We start from the raw sequence: 19,023 nt of genomic DNA, 5'->3' as shown, positions 1-19,023 counted from the left end.
GGCCCCGGCCTTCGCCGGGGTACGGTGTTGCTGTGGGCGAGTAGCGCTGGATCAGGGCAGCGCCGCGCGCAGTTCCTCGACCCACGGTTTCGCGACACCGTCCGAAGGCGCGCGCCAGTCGCCGCGCGGGCTGAGCGCACCGCCGCCGGACACTTTCGGGCCGTTGGGGATCGCGGAGCGCTTGAACTGGCTGGTCTGGAAGAAGCGCCACAGGAAGGATTCGAGCCAGCGGGCGATCGTCTCGAGGTCATAGGCATTGCGCTTGGCCTGCGGGAAGTCGATCGGCCAGGCGCCGCCTTCGCTGTCCTTCCACGCGTGCCAGGCGAGGAACGCGACCTTGGAAGGGGACAGCCCCTGCCGGACGATGTGGTGCAGGAAGAAGTCGTGCAGCTCGTAGGGGCCGACCTTGCTTTCGGTGCTCTGCAATTGGCCGTCGTCGCCAGCGGGCACGAGCTCGGGCGAGATTTCCGTTGCGAGGATGGCGTCGAGCACTTCGTTGGTGGGCGCGTCGAACTGGTCGGTCTGGATCGCCCAGCGGATGAGATACTGGATCAGCGTCTTGGGCACGCCGGCGTTGACCGCATAATGGCTCATCTGGTCGCCGACACCGTAGGTGCACCAGCCGAGCGCCAGCTCCGACAGATCGCCGGTGCCGAGCACGAAGCCCTCACGCTGATTGGCGAGGCGGAAGAGGTAGTCGGTGCGCAGGCCCGCCTGCACATTCTCGAACGCGATGTCGTAGACCGGCTCGCCGCGCCCGAAGGGGTGCTCCATGTCGGCGAGCATCTGGCGCGCGGCCGGGCGGATATCGATCTCGTCCCCGGTGATGCCGAGCGCGTTCATCAGCGTCCAGGCATTGGCCTTGGTGCCCTCGCTGGTGGCGAAGCCCGGCATGGTGAAGCCGAGGATGTCGGACCGCGGGCGATCGAGCCGGTCGAACGCCTTTGCCGCGACGATCAGCGCGTGGGTGGAATCGAGCCCGCCTGACACGCCGATCACCAGCCGCTTGGCACCGGTCGCGACGATGCGCTTGCGTAGCGCCTCCACCTGGATGTTGAACGCCTCGTAGCAGTCCTCGTCGAGCGAGACGGGGTTGCTGGGCACGAAGGGGAAGCGGCGCACCTGGCGCTTGAGGCCGACGTCGGCGAAGTCCGGCTGGTGCGCGAAGCCGATGCGGCGGAATCGCGTCTCCGGGTGGCCGGAGGCGGCGGCGGCGTCGTTGAACGTGCCCATGCGCATCCGCTCCAGCCGGATGCGGCCGGCATCGACGTCGGCATAGATGGTCGCATCCGCACTGGCGAAGCGGTGCGAGGCGGCGAGTTGCTCGCCCAGTTCATAGACCAGCCCCTGACCATCCCACGAGAGGTCGGTCGTGCTCTCACCGGGACCGGCGGCGGAATAGACATAGGCACCGACCGCGCGCGCGGACTGGGCGGCGCACAGCATCTCGCGGTCGCGCGCCTTGCCGACGACGATGTTGGAGGCGGAGAGATTGCACAGGATCAGCGCACCCGCGAGCGCGCCGGCGGTCGAGGGCGGGGTGGGCGCCCAGAAATCCTCGCAGATCTCCGCGTGGAATACGAAGTCGGGCAGGTCCTCGGCCGCGAAGATCAGGTCGGTGCCGAACGGCGCGCGCTGGCCGGCGACGGTGATCTCGAGCCCGGTGAGGCCCGCGCCCTCGGCGAACCAGCGCTTTTCGTAATATTCGCGGTAGTTGGGAAGGAAGCTCTTGGGGACGACGCCCAGGATGCGGCCGCGAGAAACGGCGACGGCGCAATTGTAGAGCCGGCCGTTGCGGCGCAGCGCCGCGCCGACCAGCAGCACCGGGCGCAGGTCAGTGCTGGCTTCCACTACCTGCGCGAGTGCCGCTTCTGTCGCTTCGCACAGCGCGTCCTGCAGGTGCAGGTCGTCGATCGCGTAGGACGAGAGGTTGAGCTCCGGGAAGACCAGCAGGTCGGCGGCGGCCTCATGACCTTGCCGGGCGAGGGCGATCGTCGCCTCGGCATTGGCGGCCGGATCGCCGGCGGTGGCGAGCGGGGTGCAGGCACCAACGCGGATCAGGCCGTGCCGGTGGATCGAATAGAAGCGGTGTTGCGTCATCATGCGAAGCGTAACGCGCGAGACGGCGAGAAGCTACGTCACCCGTTTTCGCGCGTTGCGGCTTCGCCTCGGATCACGCCTTGCCGGCGTAGATCATCCGGCCTTCGCCCAGCATTGCGAACACCTGTGGCAGGTCCTGCTCGCCCACCGCGAAGCAGCCCTGGCTGCGGCCGAGCATGCCGTGGGTCTTGAGCATGTCCGGGTTGGCGTACCAGGCGCCGTGGATCACGATCGCGCGGTCCCGGGCGTTGTCGTTGGTCGGATCGAGGCCGATCACGCGCTGCGAGCGACCGTGCTTGCCGACATAATAGTCGGCGGTGACGAAGGCGCCCTCGCAGGTCGCGTTCGAATTCGGCTGGTTGGAGAAGCGCTGGAGCTTGCCCGAGTGCGCGGGGTCCGAACCGCTGCCGTGCGAGACGAGCAGGCGCGTGACCTTCCCCCCCTCCAAATCGATGAACTGGAAGCGATGCTCGCTGGACGGCGCATCAAAATCGGCGATCGCGATGCGGTCGCGGCGGCGGATGGTGTCGCCATGCGCGTCCAGCGCCGCAATCGCGCGGTCGAACAGTTCGGGCTGCACGCCACGGGGCGCGGAGACGCTGGCGGCCTTCGGCTCGGCAAAGATGCGCTGGCGGACCGGGGTCGGCACCGCGCGGGGCGCGGGGCGATCGGTGCCACCCAGCGTGCTGCGCGTCACGGCAAAGGCGCCCAGCGCGGCGATCGAACCCAGCATTGCGCGGCGCGAGCGAACGGTGTCGTCAAACTGCATCCTGCCTCCAAGAGAAGATGGTGAGGACAGCGGCCCGTCGGGGCCGTCGTGCGCTCTCAAGTATCTAATTTGGTGCCATTTTATGCAAGTTCAACCGCCCCGGGGATTGCCCGGGCCGTCGCGTTCCGGAGCCTTGTCGCTCAGTCGGCCGGGGCCAGGACGCGCGCGATCGTCGCCTTCAGCTGGTCGCCGGTGAAGGGCTTGGTAAGGACCGGGAGCGGAACGCTGCCGTCCTCGACATCGGCGAATCCCGTGACGAGAATCGCAGGCAGGCCAGGTCGCCGCTCGCTCGCCACCCGGTAGAGATCGAGGCCGGAGATGTCCGGCATGGCATAGTCGGTGACGAGCAGATCGATCGCGGTGTCGCTCTCGAGCGCGTGCAGCGCCGCCTGGGCGCCGTCCGCCTCGATCACCTGGTGCCCGGCGCCCGTGAGATGCGCGACGAGCACGGCGCGGACTTCGGCGTCGTCCTCGACCGCCAGCACCCGCAGCGAGGGCGTCTCTGCCGCCTGAGCGGCAACCGCTGCGGCAGCCTCCACCGGCTCCAGGCGGGGGAACCACAGGGTCACCGTCGTGCCCTCGCCGACGCGGCTGTCGATCGTCACCGTGCCGCCGGACGCTTCCGCCATGGCGCGGACCATTGGCAGGCCGAGGCCCGTGCCCTCGCCATGCGGCTTGGTGGTGAAGAAGGGTTCGAACACGCGGTCGCGCAGGTGCTCGGGAATGCCGGCACCATTGTCGCGCACCGCGATCCGGATGCAGTCGCCTGCATGCGCCAGCTCCGGCGGCGCAGGCGCGCGGGCGCTGGAGATGACGATCTCCCCGCCATTGGCCATGGCATCGCGCGCGTTGATGCACAGGTTGACGATGGCGAGCTCGAACTGGCCGGGATCGGCGTGGATCGCGCCGTCCGCCTGGAGGTCGAGTGTCAGGGAGACGCGACCCGCCATGGTGCGGGCGACGAGTTCCTCCAGATCGCGGATCGCCTCGTCCGGGCGGAAGGTCTCGGCGGCGAGGTCACGCTGGCGGCTGAAGCTCAGCAGGCGTCGGGTGATCGCCGAGCCGCGGCCGGCTGCCGAGCGGGCGTTGGCGAGGAAGCGGGTGAGCCGATCCGGCTTGTCCAGCGAGCGCTCGGCGAGTTCGAGGTTGCCGAGGATGGCGGCGAGCAGATTGTTGAAATCATGCGCGATGCCGCCTGCGAGCGTCCCGAGCGCCTGGAGCTTTTCGGCCTGGTGGAGGCGGCGGGCGGCGAGGCGGCGGTCGGTCTCGTCCGACTCGATCTTGAGCAGGTGGCGGTCGCTGTCGCTGGCGCCAAAGGGGATCCGGCGGACGCGGGTCCAGCGCTCGTCCTCATCCTCGCCCCCGCTCTGCAGATCCTCTTCGGAATAGCTGCCGCTGGCGAGCGCCGCCTCATCCTTGTCGCGCACGTCGCCCGCGGTCGCGTTTTCGACACGATCGTGGTTGCCGCGGATCAGGCGATGGTGGCGATCGAGCACTGAGATCTGGTCGGCCGATGCCTGCATCAGGCCCAGGAAGGCGGATTGTTCGAAGCGGAGCGCGGCGCGCAGCTTCTGCCGCTCGGCGGCGGCGGCGACCATCGCCCGCAGCGCCTCCGGCTCCCATGGCTTGGCGGCATAGCCGCTGATGGCACCTTCGTTGACGGCCGACACGACCGCCGACAGGTCCGCATAGCCGGTCAGCAGGATCGCGTCGGCGTCGCTAAAGGGGCGTGCGCGGGCCAGGAACACGTTGCCCGGCATCTCCGGCATCCGCTGGTCGGAGATGATCACCGCCAGGTCCGGGTTCGCCTTGACGATCTCGAGCGCCGCCACGGGGGAGGTGGAGGAGAGCAGCCGGTAGCGGTCCTCCAGCAGGTCCTCCAGCGCGACGAGGATCTCCTGCTCGTCGTCGACGACCAGAACCTTGGGCAATTCGGAATCGTTGAAATCGGTCATTGTCGATGCAGGGGTACCGCCAAGAGGAAGCGGGCGCCACCTTCGTCGCCCGATTCGATCGTGATCTCGCCACCATGCGACCGGACGACGCCATAGGCGATCGCCAGGCCCAGGCCCGTGCCGGAGCCCACGTCCTTGGTGGTGAAGAAGGGTTCGAACACCCGCTCGCGTACCTCCGGCGGGATGCCGGGGCCGTTGTCGGTGACCGCGATGAAGAACCGGTCGTCGCGGGTCGAGGTCTCAATGACGATGCGGCCGGTGGCGGGATCGACCGCGTCGACCGCGTTCGAGATGATGTTCATCACCACCTGGTTGACCAGCGCCGGCGAGCTTTCAAGCGTGCGGACGGGGCCATAGCGCCGCTCGATCGTGACGGTCGCGGGGATCTTCGGCTGGAGCAGCGTCAGCACCGAATCGATCGCCTCCGGAATGTCGACGAGCGACCATTCGCCATCATCGAGACGCGAGAAGCGCCGCAGCTTCACCACCAGATCCTGGATGCGCACCAGCCCGGTGCGGATCGAACCCAGGCGCTCCGCAGCCTTGGCTAGACGCTTGGTGCGGGTGTCGTCCTCGGCGGTCGTTGCGTCCTGAACCGCCCGCTCCACGGTGGCGTGGTGGGCGAGGATGAAGGCGAGCGGGTTGTTGATCTCGTGCGCGATGCCGGCGACGAGCTCGCCCAGCGACGCCATCTTGGCGGACTGGACCAGCTGTGCCTGCGTCTCGCGCAGCTGCGCGTTTGCCGCCTCCAGCTCGCGGTTGGCGGCGGCGAGGGCGTCGCTCGCCTCCGCCTGGGCGCGCGCATGGGCGAGCGCCAGCTCGCGCTCCCGCTCGCGGGCAGCGCCCGCCGCCTCGTCGTCACGGGCGAGCTTGCGACGGAGGATCGAACGCACCCGCACGAGGAGCATGTCGCGCTCGTCCCGGCTGGGCAGCACGTCGTCGGCACCGGCACCGAGGCCGGCAAGCGTCTGTGCGGGATCGGCGACCTCGGACAGCGCCGCGATCTCGAACCCGGCGCTGTCCGCCTGCCGCTGGCGATCCAGCGCACGGACCCAGGCGAACGGGTCCTCGCCTTCGGGGGCCGGGCCGACGAGAACGCCGTCGAACTCCTCCTGCGCGACCGCGGAGAGCATCGCCTGCTCGTCTCCGGCGATGCTGACCGCATGGCCGTCCCCCGTCAGCAGCCCCCGCAGCCAGTCTCGATAGATCGGGTCCGCCACCGCGACCAGCAGCCGCGCCTGGCGGAAGCCGCCCGCCGTGCCGTTGCCCGGCACGGAGCGCCGCTGGCGCAACAGCGAGCGCATGCGCGAGACCAGAAGCTGCGGGCCGCTCGCCTTGGGCACATAGGCATTGGCGCCGCTGTCGAGCCCCTGGCGCTCCACCTCGCTCGCCTCGTCACTGGTGAGCATGATGATCGGCAGCGTGCGGGTGTGGCCCGTCTGGCGCAGGATCCGCACCAGCTCGTCCCCGTTCATGCCAGGCAGCCGATAATCGACCACCAGCAGGTCGGGCAGCGCCTCGTTGAGGCTGACCAGTGCGTCCTCGGCCGTGCGGGTCCGGTCGACGGTGAAGCCGAAGCCCTCCAGCGTCCGCCGGAAGACCAGCGCCTGGGTGTCCGAATCCTCGACCAGCAACAGGTGCGGCGACGCGTCTTCGCTCACTGGACGACCTCGCGCGCCAGGATCCGCTTCACATGGGGGCCGATCAGATCGAGCGGCAACGCCAGCGCGCCCTGGCGCACCGCGGCGGCCGGCATGCCGTTCACGACCGCCGTGCTCTCATGCTCCGCGATCGCGGCACCTCCGGCGTCGACCAGCTGGCGGACGCCCGCAGCCCCGTCCTCTCCCATGCCGGTCAGGACGACGGCGAGGGCGGCACCGTCGAGCGCGGCCGCGGCGCTGGTGAACAACACGGTTGCGGCCGGCCGCTGGCCACCGACGGGCGGCGCCTCCGACAGCCCCAGCTTGCCCGAAGGCATCAGGGTCAGGTGCCGGTCGCCCGGCGCCACATAGATGGTGCCCGGCTGGGGCAGGACGGCGGCGCGGGCGAGTTCGACCCGCTGCGGCACGACGCTGTCCAGCCAGCTGGCGAACCCGTCCATGAAGGCGCCGCCCATGTGCTGGACGAGCAGCACCGGCAGCGACAGGTCGGCGGGAAGGCTGTTGAACAGCTTGGCCAGCGCCTGAGGGCCGCCGGTGGAGGCGGCGCACAACAGCATCCGCGGCGCAATGCGCGGCCGCCCGGCGGTCGGCGTGCCGGCAAGCGGCGTGCGCATGCGCCGGCGGACCACGGCCACCTGGCTCATGATGACGAGCTGGGTGCGGATCTCGGCGGCGATGGTGCGGTATTCGGGATCGGCGATGCCGACCGGCTTTTCCACGGCGGCAAGCGCGCCGGCACGCAGCGCATCCATGGTGGGATTGAGCTGGGTGCGATCGAAGCTCGCGGAGATGACGACGATCGGCGTCGGCTGATCGGCCATGATCTGGCGCGTCGCCTCCAGCCCGTCCATGCCGGGGAGGCGAATGTCCATCGAGATCACGTCGGGCCGGATCGCCGCCAGTTGCGCCAGCGCCTCTTCCGCGCTCGCGACGGCGGCGACCACCTCAAGCCGGGGGTCGCCCGCGATGATGTGCGTGAGCAGCGTGCGAACGACGAGCGAGTCCTCGACGATCATGACGCGGATCGGGCGCGTTGCCATGGCTCAGACCAGCTGCTGTACGACGGAGATCAGCGTCCCCTGGTCGAACTCCTGCTTCGTCACATAGGCATTCGCACCCAGCTGGAGTCCACGCTCGATATCGTCCGGGCTGTTTCGCGATGTCATCATGACGACGGGAAGCGCTTGCAGGGCCGGATCGTTCCGTATTGCCGTGAGCAATCCGAAACCGTCCATCCGCGGCATTTCGACGTCTGCCACCACCAGGTCGATCGGCTCGATCCCGGCGCGCAGCTGCTCCAGCCCGGCGAGGCCGTCGACCGCGATGAGGACGCGATAGCCCTGCGCCTCCAGGATGCTCTTTTCGAGGGTGCGGGTGGTGATCGAGTCGTCGACGACGAGCACCGTGCGCTGCACCGGCCGGGTCGCAGGCGCGATGCGCGGACGGCGGCGGGGGCCGGATGCGTCGGCGGCGAGCAGTGCCTCCGGCTCCAGCACGAGCGCGATGCCGTCCTCCAGCAGCACCGTTCCCCAGATCAACGGCACGTCGGCGGCAACCGCCGTCGGATCGCCGACCACCAGCGAGCGGACGTCATCAAGCGCGTCCACCAGCAGCACGCGCCGCTGGTCCGAGCCCTCGATCACCACCGCAGGCCGGGCACCGTCGGGCGCTTCGGAAGGCGGCAGGCCGAGCAGGTCGGCCAGTTCGGCCACCGGCACCGCCTCGTCCTCCAGCATCAGCACCGCACCGCCCTCGGTACGGTCGAACGCGTCGGGGGTGAGGCGCAGCACGCGGTCGACGCTCGCCGCAGGGAGGGCGTGCCGCGCGCCGCCGGCCTCCACCAGCAACAGCGCCTGGCGGGCGAGGGCGAGCGGCACCGACAGGCGGATCTCGGTGCCCGTCGGCCGGCCGGGCAGGATGCGGACGCGGCCGTGCAGCCGGCGCACCGTCTCCGCCACGACGGAAAGGCCGATGCCGCGGCCGGACACCTCGTCCACGGTCCGGCTGGTCGAGAAGCCCTGCTCGAACAGCAGCGCGTAGAGGCCGCGTCGGGAGGGTGTCGGCGCTCCGGCGGCGATCAGTCCCGCCTCCCGAGCGCGCGCCTCGATCGCCTTGGGATCGAGCCCGGCGCCGTCGTCGCGGATGACGATGTTGAGGCGGCCGCGATCGGTGGTGGGGAGCACGCTGATCGTGCCACCCTCCGGCTTGCCCGCCCGGGCGCGCACGGCCGGCGGTTCGATCCCATGGCTGACGGCGTTGCGCAGCAGGTGGAGCAACGGCTCGCGCAGCGCCTGGAGGACGCGGCGATCCGCCTCCGCCTCGATCGGCTCCATGGTGAGCTCGGCGAACTTGCCCTGGCTGGCCGCGAGGTCGCGGACCATGCGCTCATGGCCCTCGAAGAGGGTAGCGACGGGCAGCAGCAGGATGCGTTCGGCGTCGCGCTCGATGTTCGCCGCGGCGCGTTCGAGTGCCCAGCGCTGGCGGCCGACTTCGCGGCGCAGCCGTTCCGTGCTGCCGACCAGGCGCGCGATGCGGCGGGCAAGCTCCCCGTCCTGCGTGGCAGGCATGTCCGCCAACTCGGCCCCGAGCACTTCCACCATCTCCACGATGCGATCCTGCTCGGAGATGTGGTTGGCAAGGTCGTGGACCGAACGGGCGAGTCGCTCGACGTGGCGGCCGGCGACATGCACGCGGCCCGTCTGCGTCGGGGATGCCGCGGCGGTCGCCTCCGGCGCGTCCTCTTGCGTGGTGTCGCTGCGGGCGCCGTCCTCGATCGCGTCGGCGAGGGTGCGCAGCTCGGCGAGCGTCGCGGCATCGAGCGCGCGTTCCCCGCGTTCGGCGGCGAGCAGGATGGTCTCGGCCGCATGGGCAGCCGCTTCGGTCGCCGGCAGGTCGACCGCACGCGCCGCCCCCTTCAGGCTGTGGGTGCGGCGGCTGAACTCGCGCAGATCGACCGGGCGACCGGCGGCGGCATCCGCAAGCGCCTCGCGGATGCCGGCCATGTGCTCGGCAAGCTCGGCGGCGAATGCCGCGAGCAGTTCTGCGCGGAGTTCGTCCACCCGCCCGTCCTCAGACGCGGTAGCGTTCGGTCAGGCCCACCAGCGTCCGCGACAGCTGGGTGAGATCGCCCGCCGCCTGGTCGAGCTGGCGGGTGCTCGCCGCGGTCTGCTGGCTCGCCTGGCGGATGTTCTGCAGGGCGATCGTCACCTGCTCGATGCCGATCTGCTGCTGGTTGGTGGAGGCGACGATCTGCTGGAAGGTGTGGACGTTCTCCTGCACCCGCGTCGCCAGTTCGTTGATCGCCGACTGGCTGGCGTCGGTGCGCTCCTTGCCGGAGGCGACGCGCTTCACCGCCTCTTCCGTCAGCATGACCGAGGCGTTGATGCCGCGCTGAATGTCGCCCAGGATCGAGCGAACGTTGCGGGTGGCGGACTTCGCCTGGTCGGCCAGCGTCTTCATCTCCGACGCGACGATCGCGAAGCTGCGGCCCTGCTCGCCGGCCGCCGCCGCCTCGATCGAGGCGTTGAGGGCGAGGAGGTGGGAGCGTTCGGACACGTCGTTCACGGTCGCGATGATGTCGCCGATGGTCTGCGTCTTTTCCGACAAGGCGACGATGTTGCCGGCGACCGCCTCCGCCTGTTCGCGGATCGCGTCCATCGCGCGGGCGGTGTCGTGGACCGCGGTGCGGCCGGTGTCGCTGGTCTGGGCGGTCGCCTGTGCCGCGGCAATCACTTCCTGCGCGCGCAGCGTGATCTGGGCGCCCGAATGGGTGATCTCGTCGACCGTGGCCGCGGTCTCCTGCACGGCCGCGAGCTGTTCCTCGACCGAGGCGGCCTGCTCCTGGGTGGAAGCGCGGATCTCGGTGGCGGCGGCGTTCAGGTCTTCGGTGGCGGCGCGGCTCTGCCGGGCGATCTCGCGCAGGCCCACCACCATCGTGTTGAGGGTGGCACCCAGCTGGCCGAGTTCGTCGCTGCCGGTGATGCGTGTTTCGCCCGACAGGTCGCCTTCGCCGATGCGGCCGGCGAAGCTCATGAAGTCGCTCAGCGGCCCGGTGATCGAGCGGCGGATCGTGAAGGCGACCACGACGCTGACCGCGATCGCGATCAGCAGCCCGATCAGGATCGACGTGCGCGTGCTTTCATAGACGTCCTGGGTCGCGCGCCGCCCGACCTCGATCGTGTTGCTGACGATCGTGCGGACCTGGCCGAGGCTCTGCGCGAGCGCGGCATGGTGGCGATCAATCTCTTCGCCCGCCGCGATCGCACCCTCGATATTGCCGTTCTCCAGCATCTCCAGCTGGCGTGCGCTCGCGGGGCGCAGGCGATCGAACGATGCCTGCACCGCCTGCGCGCCCTCGGACAGCTGGCGCCATTGCTCGATGCGGCCCTGATTAACCGCGGTTTCGCGGTTCTTCTCCGCGGTTGCGGTCAGCTTCGCGAGCGCGGCTGCCGTTTCGTTGGCGCGCGACTGCCATTCGGTGATGTCACCCGGAATGCCGCGGCCGCTGCGCATCGCGTGCATCACCGCCATCAGCCGCGCCTCGCGCATCCGTGCCTCGGCACGGGCGATGGAGTCGACATCGAGAATCGCGGCATAGTCGCGCTGGACGATCCGGTCGACGTTCGAGCGGACCACGCCCACCTGCTGGAGCGAGTAGAGGCCCAGCGCGACCAGAATGGCCGTGATGATGCCGAACCCGGCAACGATCCGAGTGGAAACCGACAAGGCTTTATCCTTCCTGCAGGGGACGGGCGAGGAGCCGCTGGATCAGCAGCGCAGTGTTCACGACGGCCAGACGCTGGCCGCCGTCCGCTTCGACGAAGCGCGTGAGGGTGTCACCGCCCGTGGCGCCGGGATCGACGATGGCGGCGGAGGCGGTGATGGCGGAGACCTGGAGGGCGATGCGCGGCGCCGCATGGCGCAGCACCAGCATCGCACGGCCGGGCTCCTCGGGGGTGGCCAGGCGCAACGCCACGGCCGGATCGAAGAGGTTGAGGACGGCGCCCCGCCACGCGATCAGCCCCACCAGGGCGGGAGGCGCGCCCGGAACCGCGGTGACGCGCGGGATCGCCGCCACCTCGAAGAGGTCCGCGAGCGGGGTCGCATAGGTTTCCTCGCCCAGGGTCCAGGTGAGGACGCGGATGCGGCTGCGCTGGTCGGCTGCCTCAGGCGGGGCGAGCGCGCGCTGGCGCTCCGCGAGCACGGCTGCGACGGCCTCGGCATCGAGGAAGGGCGCTGCGACCCGAAGGTCTCCCGGCATGCTCATGCGGCACCCCCGAGGGTGGCGCGGACGGCGGCGACCAGGCTGCCTGCGGTCATGCCGTCGCCCTCCGGCAACTCGACGTCATTCGCCATCCCGGCGGCTGCGCGCGCGGCATTGCGGAGCGCGCGGTTGCCCTCGGCATCGCGCCCATGCGCCAGGAGATGTCGGCCAAGCAGATAGTGCGCCATCGCGAACCCGTTATCGAGATATAGCGCGCTGCGAAATCCCCGCTCTGCACGAACCCCATCTCCAAGCGCGAGGGCGCCGAGCGCTGCGAGGTAATGAGCGACCGGGTCGCGCGGCGTGGCGAGCGCCTCCTGCTCCGCCAGTTCGAGTGCCTGGCTCGCGTCGCCACGGGAAAGCGCGGTGCGCACTTCTCCGGCTGCGGCGGGCTTGGGCGGTGGCGATGTTGGAGGCGGCGGCGGGGCAGGCTGCGGCGGGGGACTGACAGGCGGCGCGGCCTTGACCGGTGCCGCTGGCGGCGGGGCAAGTGATGCGAGCGACGGTGGCGGCGCGGGCGCGGCTGCGGGAAGCTCGGCGGGGCCGTCGAGCCGCGCGTACGCAAGGACACCGTCGACGAGCACCGGCCGTGCGACGTCCGCGAACTCCGGGTTCGGCTCGGCATGGCCGATGAACAGCAGCCCGCTCGGCGCGAGCCGGCGCACCAGCGTGCCGACCAGCTGCTTGGCGACGTCGCTGCGGAAATAGATCAGGACGTTGCGGCACAGGATGATGTCGAACTCGCTGAACTGCAGCGGGGCGTCGTCGTCCAGCAGCGCCATCATGTTGGCGTGTTCGAAGCGGGCGAGACCGCGATAGCGCGCCTTCAGCCGCCAGCGGTCGCCTTCGCGATCGAACAGCCGCTCGCGTTCCGCCTCTCCCAGGGTGCGCAATGCCCAGGAGGTGTAGCGCGCCTCGCGCGCCGCGGCGATCGCGGCATCGTCGATGTCGGTGCCGGTGATGCCGATCTTCCAGTCGGAGACTGCGTCTCCGAGCAGGTCGCGCAGCAGGATCGACACCGAATGCGCCTCTGCCCCGGTCGAGCAGCCGACGCTCCAGACGCGCAGCTGGCGCTTCGCCCGCCGCTCCCGCAGCAGCTTCGGCAGGACGCAGCGGCGCAGCACGTCGAACTGTTCGGCAAAGCGGAAGAAGAAGGTCTCGTTGATCGTGATCGCGCTTTCAAGCGCGCGCCATTCCGCGGCCGCCGCATTCGGGTCCGCCAGCCGGGCGGCATAGTCCGCCAGCGTGTCGATGCCGTTCGCAGCCATGCGGCGCGCCACATGCTCGAACAGCTGGTCGTCCTTGTCGACGTAATAATGGTGGCCGGTGCGCTCGACGATCCGCGCCTTGATGGCGGCAAAGGCGGGATCGTCGACCGGCGCAGACGGCAGCGCGTGGCGCTGCGCGGCCAGGCTCACCCGATCGCCCAGTCGGCGCCGCGCGCCTCCGCCTGCGCCGCCAGCGCCGCCAGCCGCTCGCGTTCCGCTTCGCTGAGCAGCTGGGCGAGCGACAGCAGGTGTGCGGGGCCGTCGGGCAGCGTCACCTCGGCCAGGATCGCGCCATTGTGGCTCGCCTCGGCCTCCACCGGACGGACGGCGTCGGCGTCGGGGGTGACCATGTCCTCGACCCGATCAACGAGCAGGCACGGCATGGTGGCAGCCGGCCCATGCGGCCGGATCAGGTGGGAGAACAGGTCCAGGGTGCCCAAGGCAGTGCCGACGTCGAACAGAAGTGCGGGTGCCAGGACGGGCAGCGTCTCGCCCCGGACGTCGACGAAGCCGGCGAGGGGGCGGGGCAGGGTCGGGGGCCGCGCGATCGGAAGCAGCGGTAGCACCTCGCGCACGTCCCGCGCCGGGAGCGCGAGCCGGTGGTTACCGGCACGAAACAGCAGCAGCGGATCGGAGGCACGATTGGGCATCGCGGGCTTCTATAACGCGGGCTTTCCGGCCCGTCTCCCCGCCACGCGCGTCTTTCGGGGCAGGTGCCGGCTTCCTATCTGGAGCGGGATGGCCGCCCAGCTAGACCTGTTCGGAACCCCGCTGCTGCCGGGCCTCTCCTATGGCGAAGAGGTGCTCGATGCGTCTGAGGAAGCGGCGCTCGTGGCGGCGATCGACGCGTGCGCGCTGACGCCGTTCCGCTTCCAGGGGTGGACGGGCAAGCGGCTGACCGCGTCGTTCGGCTGGAGCTATGACTTCGATCGGGGGCGGATCGCGCCGGGGGCGGAGATCCCGGCGTTCCTGAGGCCTTTGCGGGAGCGCGCGGCGGCGTTCGCGGGGATATCGGCGGCCGAGCTCGAGCAGGCGCTGCTCATCCGCTATGATCCGGGGGCGGGGATCGGCTGGCATCGCGACCGGCCGATGTTCGAGCATGTCGTGGGGATTTCGCTGGGTGAGCCGGCCGTCCTGCGCCTGCGGCGGCGCACCGACACCGGCTTCGACCGCCGTAGCCGTACGCTTGCGCCGCGATCGATCTACCATCTTTCCGGCGAAGCGCGGCACGCGTGGGAGCACGGCATCGCGGCGATGGAGCGCACGCGCTGGTCGGTGACCTTCCGCAGCCTGTCGGCCCTGGGCAGGCGCGCGGCCGCCCAGGGCTGAAGGATCATTCCGCGGTTGCGTCCTTGGGCTTGCGGCCACGGCGCTTCGGGGCGGCAGGCGCCTCTGCGGCGGTCGCCTCGTCGCCACCGGTGCGCGGCTTGCGGCCGAGCCCGATGCGCTTGGCCATGTCGCGGCGGCTCTGCGAATAATTCTCCGCGACCATCGGATAGTCAGACTTCAGATTGTAGCGCTCGCGATACTGTTCCGGGGTCAGTCCGTGCCCTGCCAGATGGCGGCGCAGGGTCTTGTACGGCTTGCCGTCGATCATCGAGATGATGTGGTCCTTCGACGCGAGCGACTTCCGCACCGAGACGGCGGGCGTGTAATCTTCCGTGGGGGCCGTCTCGACCGGTTCCGAAGATGCGCCGCCGCTCAGCCCAACCACGGTCGCGTGCATCGTCTGCAGGAAGGTCGGTACATCTTCGGCCGACACGCGGTTGTTCGCATTGTTGAGCCAGGCGATGGTGAGCTCGGTCGCGAGTTCCACCGCATTCAATTCGGAAACGTCTTCGGCCATCTTCATTCCTCCGTTCATCGGCGCGCACTTGGGACTTTCCGTGCAGCGCGTCAACTTTCCAGGGTGTTGCCAGCCACACCTTGCGGCTTCGGAGCCAAAGTACCGGATCAGCATCGCGTTTGTGCCGACTCCGGCGAAGCGCCTTAACAGCCATACAAAGCAAGGATTTATTCGTGATTAACAGTGGCGAGTCGCATCCTCTCCGCGAAACGTAAGTTGCCGTATTGGGTAATAGAGGGCGGCCAAGCATCCGAGCAGACGTGCATGGCCGATAAATTCACCATGAGCCTCGGGAGTAAGGCTGCTGCTTGCCCGATTGCTAGCAACTGCAATGGTGGCAAGACATCGGGGACGTTGCGGATGCCGCGATAAAAATATTCGGATCAGCGCCTGGGGAAGCGAAGTCGACGTCCTTCGCATGCGGATTGCCGGGCGAGTTCGAGCAATTCGAGACCCGCGATGGCATCCTCCGGCTCGACGGGCGGAGCGCTGCCCTCGACGATGGCGGCCGCGGCCTGTTCATAGAAGCGGGGCCATGTCCCGGCAGCGCTGGGCAGGCGACGCTCCCCGGCCTCGCCGTCGACAAGCGTCCCCCAGGCGGATTCCGGCTCGACTCCATAGCCCGGATCGGACGGGGTTCCGCCCGCGCGCAGCACCGGCTCCTGGGGGTCGATCCCGTGTTTCACGAAGCTGCCGAGCGTTCCGTGCAGCGCGAAGCGGGGGCGGGGGGCCGTGACCAGAGAGGCGGCGCCCAGGATCACCCGGCGGCTTCCATAGTGGAGCGTCAGCTCGAAATAGTCGTCCACCTGCGCCGCCTCCCGCTGGATCGCGATGTCCGCCGACACCGCCTCGGGCACGCCGAACAGGCGAATCGCTTGGTCGATGAGGTGCGGGCCGAGGTCGGCCAACAATCCTGCGCCGGCGTGCGGGGTCTCGCGCCAGCCCTGCTTGATGGCGGGACGGAAGCGGTCCCAGCGCAGTTCTGCGAGTTGCACCTCGCCGAGCGTGCCGTCGCGCAGCAGCTGCTCGACCGTGCGGAAGTCCGTGTCCCAGCGCCGGTTGTGGAAGACGGTGAGCATCCGCGCGTGCGTCACGGCGAGCGCGGCAAGTTCGCGCGCATCCTCGACGCTGAGGGCAAAGGGCTTGTCCACGACGACGTGCTTGCCGGCCTCCAGCGCGGCGCGGGCGAGCGGCGCATGGGTGTCGTTGGGCGTCGCCACCACCACCAGATCGATCGCAGGGTCCGCGAGCAGGGCGTCGACGGAAGCCACGGCACGAGCCTCCGGATACAGCGCTGCCACTTCCTGCGCGCGCGACGTGACGACTGCGGCGAGGCGGAGGGCGGGGGTGGCGGCGATCAGCGGCGCATGAAACGCGCGCCCGGCAAGCCCGAAACCGATCAGCCCGACGTTCAGCATGGTGGATGTTCCTTTTCGCGGCGATGCGTGATGGTGCTCCCGGTCGGTGCCACTATCTTGGATTGAAGCGCAAGGAACGGAGTGTGTCGCGCTGCGGCTTGAGGCAGGCGTGGGGCAGGAGGTCGCGATGACACAGCAGCATGTTGCACAAGACCCGCGCTGGGCCCGTATCGTCGCCCGGGATGCGGCCGCGGACGGGCAGTTCTGGTACTCGGTGGCGACGACGGGCGTGTACTGCCGGCCGTCCTGCCCCTCGCGCACCGCCAATCCTGAGAATGTGACGATCCACGCGACGCTCGCGGACGCTCGCCGGAGCGGCGCTCGGGCCTGCCTGCGGTGCCGGCCGGATGCGGACGGCATGCGCATGGCCGGCCTCGATCAGATCGCAGCGGCGTGCCGCAGGATCGAGATGGCCGAGACCATGCCGACGCTGGAGGCGCTCGCCGCTGAAGCCGGCATGAGCCCGAGCCACTTTCAGCGCCGGTTCAAGGCGGTGACGGGCGTCACGCCCCGCGCCTATGCCGCGGAGCACCGCGCCGGGCGGGTACGGGCGGCGCTGGAAGCGGGCGCGGCCGTGACCGAGGCGATCCACGCCGCCGGCTATGGCTCGAGCGGCCGCTTCTATGCCGAGGCGAAGGCGGTGCTGGGCATGAAGCCCGGCGCCTATCGCCAGGGTGGCGCGGCCGAGACCCTGCGCTTCGCCGTCTCGCCGACCAGTCTCGGCCATCTGTTGGTCGCCGCGAGCACCACGGGAATCGCGGCGCTGCTGCTGGGCGACGATGCCGATGCGCTGGTGACGGACCTTCGCCGTCGCTTCGCCAACGCGCGGCTGGAGGCGGGCGGCGAAGACTTTGCGTCGATGGTTTCGCAGGTGGTGGCGTTCGTGGAGGCCCCTGCCGCCACGCTCGACCTGCCGCTCGACATCCGCGGCACCGCTTTTCGACGGCGGGTGTGGGAGGAACTGCGCGCGATCCCGGCGGGCGCGACGGCGAGCTACGCGGAGATCGCCGAGCGGATCGGCGCACCCCAGGCGGTGCGGGCCGTGGCCGGTGCCTGTGCCGCCAACGCGCACGCGCTGGCGATCCCGTGCCATCGTGTGCTTCGCAGCGACGGTGCTCTGTCGGGCTATCGCTGGGGCACGGACCGCAAACGCGCGCTGCTCGACCGCGAAGCCGCGGCGCGCGGGGATTGACCGGCCGGCGCTGCGGGACGACGGCGTGCGCGACACCCAGACGTGAGGAGAAGGCCGTGAAGAAAGTCGTGGTGGTGGTCGACACCCAGGCGGATTTCATGAACCCGGACGGCGCCCTGGCCGTTGCGGGCGCCGATGCCTTGGCTGCACCGATGGCCGAGTGGCTGGCCTCGCTTGCGCCGGAGGAGATCGCTGCGGTGCTCTTCACCTTCGATACCCATTTCGCCGACACCTACCCGAGCTTGCCCGAGGCGCAGCAGTTCCCGATCCACTGCGTGCGCGAGACGCCGGGCTGGCAGAATGTGCTTGATCCCGAGGTGGTGGATCCGGCGATCCGGACCTATCGGCTGGAAAAGGGCGTGTTCGCCATGTGGGAGGAGCCGGGTCTTCGCGTCGAGCCGATGCGCGAGGGCGTGTCCGCGGACCGGGACGCGTTCTTCCGGGACCTGCGGGCGCGGGGTGTGGGGGACGCCGTGGTGATCGGGGTGGCTGCCGACTATTGCGTGCGCTGGGCGATCGACGGACTGGTGGAGCGCGGCTTTCGCGTCACCCTGCCGCAGGCGCTGACGCGCGGGATCGCGCGCCCGATCGAGCAGGTGCTGGCCGAGGATTTCGCCGGCCAGGCGGTCGCGCTGCGCTGAGGGGGAGTCGTTGGTGCGCCCGGCTGGATTCGAACCAGCGGCCCCAAGCTTAGAAGGCTCGTGCTCTATCCAACTGAGCTACGGGCGCACGCACGCGTTCCGTTAGCGCGCATTGCGCCGAAGCGGAACCGTCCTCATAACCGCGCCATCCCGTTTCTGGAGAGAGGGGCAGCATGACGCCGGCACCCGCGGACGCGCGCAGCGTGTCCGGTTTCCGCTTCTACGACTTCGCGATGGCCGCCTTTGTCGCCATCCTGCTGCTCTCGAACGTGCTGGGGGCGGGCAAGGTCGCGACGATTGGCGGGGAGGGGCCGCTCGGCGGCTTCGTGTTCGGCGCGGGCATCCTGTTCTTCCCGATTTCCTATGTGCTCGGCGATGTGCTGACCGAGGTCTATGGCTTCGCGCGGGCGCGGCGATGCGTGTGGGCGGGGTTTGCCGCGGTGCTGTTCATGGCGCTGATGTCGGCCGTGGTGGTGGCGCTGCCGCCCGCGCCCGGCTGGGAGGGGCAGCGCGCCTATGAGGCGGTGTTCGGGCAGGTGCCGCGGATCGTCTTCGCCTCGGTCGCGGCGTTCTGGGTGGGCGAGCTGGTCAACGCCTATGTTATGGCGAAGATGAAGCTGCTGACCGAGGGGCGGATGCTGTGGGCGCGCACCATCGGCTCGACGATCGTGGGGGAGGGGGCGGACAGCCTGATCTTTTATCCGGCCGCGTTCCTGGGCGTGTGGCCGACCAGCCAGGTTCTGACGGTGATGGCGACCAACTGGGCGCTCAAGGTCGGCTGGGAAGTGGTGCTGACGCCGGTCACCTATGCGGTGGTTAACCGGCTCAAGCGGGCCGAGGGCGTGGACGTGTTCGACCGGGGAACGAACTTCTCGCCGTTCCGGCTGAAGGCGTGAGGGGGAAGCGCCCG

At 69.9% G+C, this 19,023-nt stretch carries 16 protein-coding genes and 1 tRNA gene; 4 read left to right on the top strand and 13 right to left on the bottom strand.

The window, feature by feature from the left end:
* Nucleotides 1-51: 51 nt before the first annotated feature.
* The 10 genes from ABDZ92_RS05355 to ABDZ92_RS05310 form a co-directional block, all read right to left on the bottom strand.
* A complete protein-coding gene (locus ABDZ92_RS05355) occupies nucleotides 52-2,103 on the bottom strand; it encodes an NAD(+) synthase (RefSeq protein WP_125959825.1) in 2,052 nt (683 codons plus the stop codon).
* A 70-nt stretch (nucleotides 2,104-2,173) separates the two neighbouring features.
* A complete protein-coding gene (locus ABDZ92_RS05350) occupies nucleotides 2,174-2,869 on the bottom strand; it encodes a murein L,D-transpeptidase catalytic domain family protein (protein ID WP_125959824.1) in 696 nt (231 codons plus the stop codon).
* Between the two features lie 140 nt (nucleotides 2,870-3,009).
* Nucleotides 3,010-4,824 carry a response regulator gene (locus ABDZ92_RS05345; RefSeq protein WP_125959823.1) on the bottom strand — a complete coding sequence of 605 codons (1,815 nt, stop codon included), beginning with the start codon at nucleotides 4,822-4,824 and terminating at the stop codon, nucleotides 3,010-3,012.
* Nucleotides 4,821-6,485, bottom strand: a complete 1,665-nt coding sequence (locus ABDZ92_RS05340; RefSeq protein ID WP_125959822.1) for an ATP-binding protein — start codon at nucleotides 6,483-6,485, stop codon at nucleotides 4,821-4,823. The genes ABDZ92_RS05345 and ABDZ92_RS05340 overlap by 4 nt, the downstream gene beginning before the upstream one ends.
* Nucleotides 6,482-7,525, bottom strand: a complete 1,044-nt coding sequence (locus tag ABDZ92_RS05335) for a chemotaxis protein CheB (protein ID WP_206432152.1) — start codon at nucleotides 7,523-7,525, stop codon at nucleotides 6,482-6,484. The genes ABDZ92_RS05340 and ABDZ92_RS05335 overlap by 4 nt, the downstream gene beginning before the upstream one ends.
* 3 nt (nucleotides 7,526-7,528) lie before the next feature.
* Nucleotides 7,529-9,544, bottom strand: coding sequence for a hybrid sensor histidine kinase/response regulator (locus ABDZ92_RS05330; protein ID WP_125959821.1), 2,016 nt, complete (start codon nucleotides 9,542-9,544; stop codon nucleotides 7,529-7,531).
* Nucleotides 9,545-9,554: 10 nt separating this feature from the next.
* Nucleotides 9,555-11,210, bottom strand: a complete 1,656-nt coding sequence (locus ABDZ92_RS05325; protein ID WP_125959820.1) for a methyl-accepting chemotaxis protein — start codon at nucleotides 11,208-11,210, stop codon at nucleotides 9,555-9,557.
* 4 nt (nucleotides 11,211-11,214) lie between these two features.
* Complete coding sequence (locus ABDZ92_RS05320; RefSeq protein WP_125959819.1) at nucleotides 11,215-11,751, bottom strand: chemotaxis protein CheW; 537 nt, start codon at nucleotides 11,749-11,751, stop codon at nucleotides 11,215-11,217.
* The gene (locus ABDZ92_RS05315) at nucleotides 11,748-13,166 is read right to left on the bottom strand and encodes a CheR family methyltransferase (protein ID WP_206432151.1); all 1,419 of its coding nucleotides are present in this window, start codon (nucleotides 13,164-13,166) and stop codon (nucleotides 11,748-11,750) included. The genes ABDZ92_RS05320 and ABDZ92_RS05315 overlap by 4 nt, the downstream gene beginning before the upstream one ends.
* Complete coding sequence (locus ABDZ92_RS05310) at nucleotides 13,163-13,666, bottom strand: chemotaxis protein CheW (RefSeq protein ID WP_125959818.1); 504 nt, start codon at nucleotides 13,664-13,666, stop codon at nucleotides 13,163-13,165. Before ABDZ92_RS05310 ends, ABDZ92_RS05315 begins: the two co-directional genes overlap by 4 nt.
* 88 nt (nucleotides 13,667-13,754) lie before the next feature.
* Here ABDZ92_RS05310 and ABDZ92_RS05305 point away from each other — a divergent pair, with 88 nt between their 5' ends.
* Entirely contained in the window at nucleotides 13,755-14,345 is a 591-nt protein-coding gene (locus ABDZ92_RS05305; RefSeq protein ID WP_125959817.1) for an alpha-ketoglutarate-dependent dioxygenase AlkB, read from the top strand.
* 4 nt (nucleotides 14,346-14,349) lie between these two features.
* Here the strand turns inward: ABDZ92_RS05305 and ABDZ92_RS05300 are convergent, their stop codons facing one another.
* Nucleotides 14,350-14,862: a Ros/MucR family transcriptional regulator gene (locus tag ABDZ92_RS05300; RefSeq protein ID WP_125959816.1), complete on the bottom strand. Its 513-nt coding sequence runs from the start codon at nucleotides 14,860-14,862 to the stop codon at nucleotides 14,350-14,352.
* Between the two features lie 383 nt (nucleotides 14,863-15,245).
* Nucleotides 15,246-16,280, bottom strand: coding sequence for an oxidoreductase (locus ABDZ92_RS05295; RefSeq protein ID WP_125959815.1), 1,035 nt, complete (start codon nucleotides 16,278-16,280; stop codon nucleotides 15,246-15,248).
* A 127-nt stretch (nucleotides 16,281-16,407) separates the two neighbouring features.
* Between ABDZ92_RS05295 and ada the strand changes: the two genes are divergently transcribed.
* Both ada and ABDZ92_RS05285 read left to right on the top strand, forming a co-directional pair.
* Entirely contained in the window at nucleotides 16,408-17,472 is a 1,065-nt protein-coding gene (gene ada / locus ABDZ92_RS05290) for a bifunctional DNA-binding transcriptional regulator/O6-methylguanine-DNA methyltransferase Ada (RefSeq protein ID WP_125959814.1), read from the top strand.
* Nucleotides 17,473-17,528: 56 nt separating this feature from the next.
* Nucleotides 17,529-18,113: a cysteine hydrolase family protein gene (locus tag ABDZ92_RS05285; RefSeq protein ID WP_125959813.1), complete on the top strand. Its 585-nt coding sequence runs from the start codon at nucleotides 17,529-17,531 to the stop codon at nucleotides 18,111-18,113.
* 11 nt (nucleotides 18,114-18,124) lie between these two features.
* On the opposite strand, the gene ABDZ92_RS05280 is transcribed toward ABDZ92_RS05285, so the two are convergent.
* Nucleotides 18,125-18,201 (bottom strand) — tRNA-Arg (locus ABDZ92_RS05280).
* 85 nt (nucleotides 18,202-18,286) lie between these two features.
* Between ABDZ92_RS05280 and ABDZ92_RS05275 the strand changes: the two genes are divergently transcribed.
* Nucleotides 18,287-19,009, top strand: a complete 723-nt coding sequence (locus tag ABDZ92_RS05275) for a queuosine precursor transporter (protein ID WP_125959812.1) — start codon at nucleotides 18,287-18,289, stop codon at nucleotides 19,007-19,009.
* Nucleotides 19,010-19,023 lie beyond the last annotated feature (14 nt).

The sequence above is a fragment of the Sphingomonas molluscorum genome (assembly GCF_039522995.1).
In the GTDB taxonomy this organism is placed as follows: domain Bacteria; phylum Pseudomonadota; class Alphaproteobacteria; order Sphingomonadales; family Sphingomonadaceae; genus Sphingomonas; species Sphingomonas molluscorum.
Note: the sequence above shows the minus strand (reverse complement) of the source record. Positions and strands in the feature narration are given on the sequence as shown.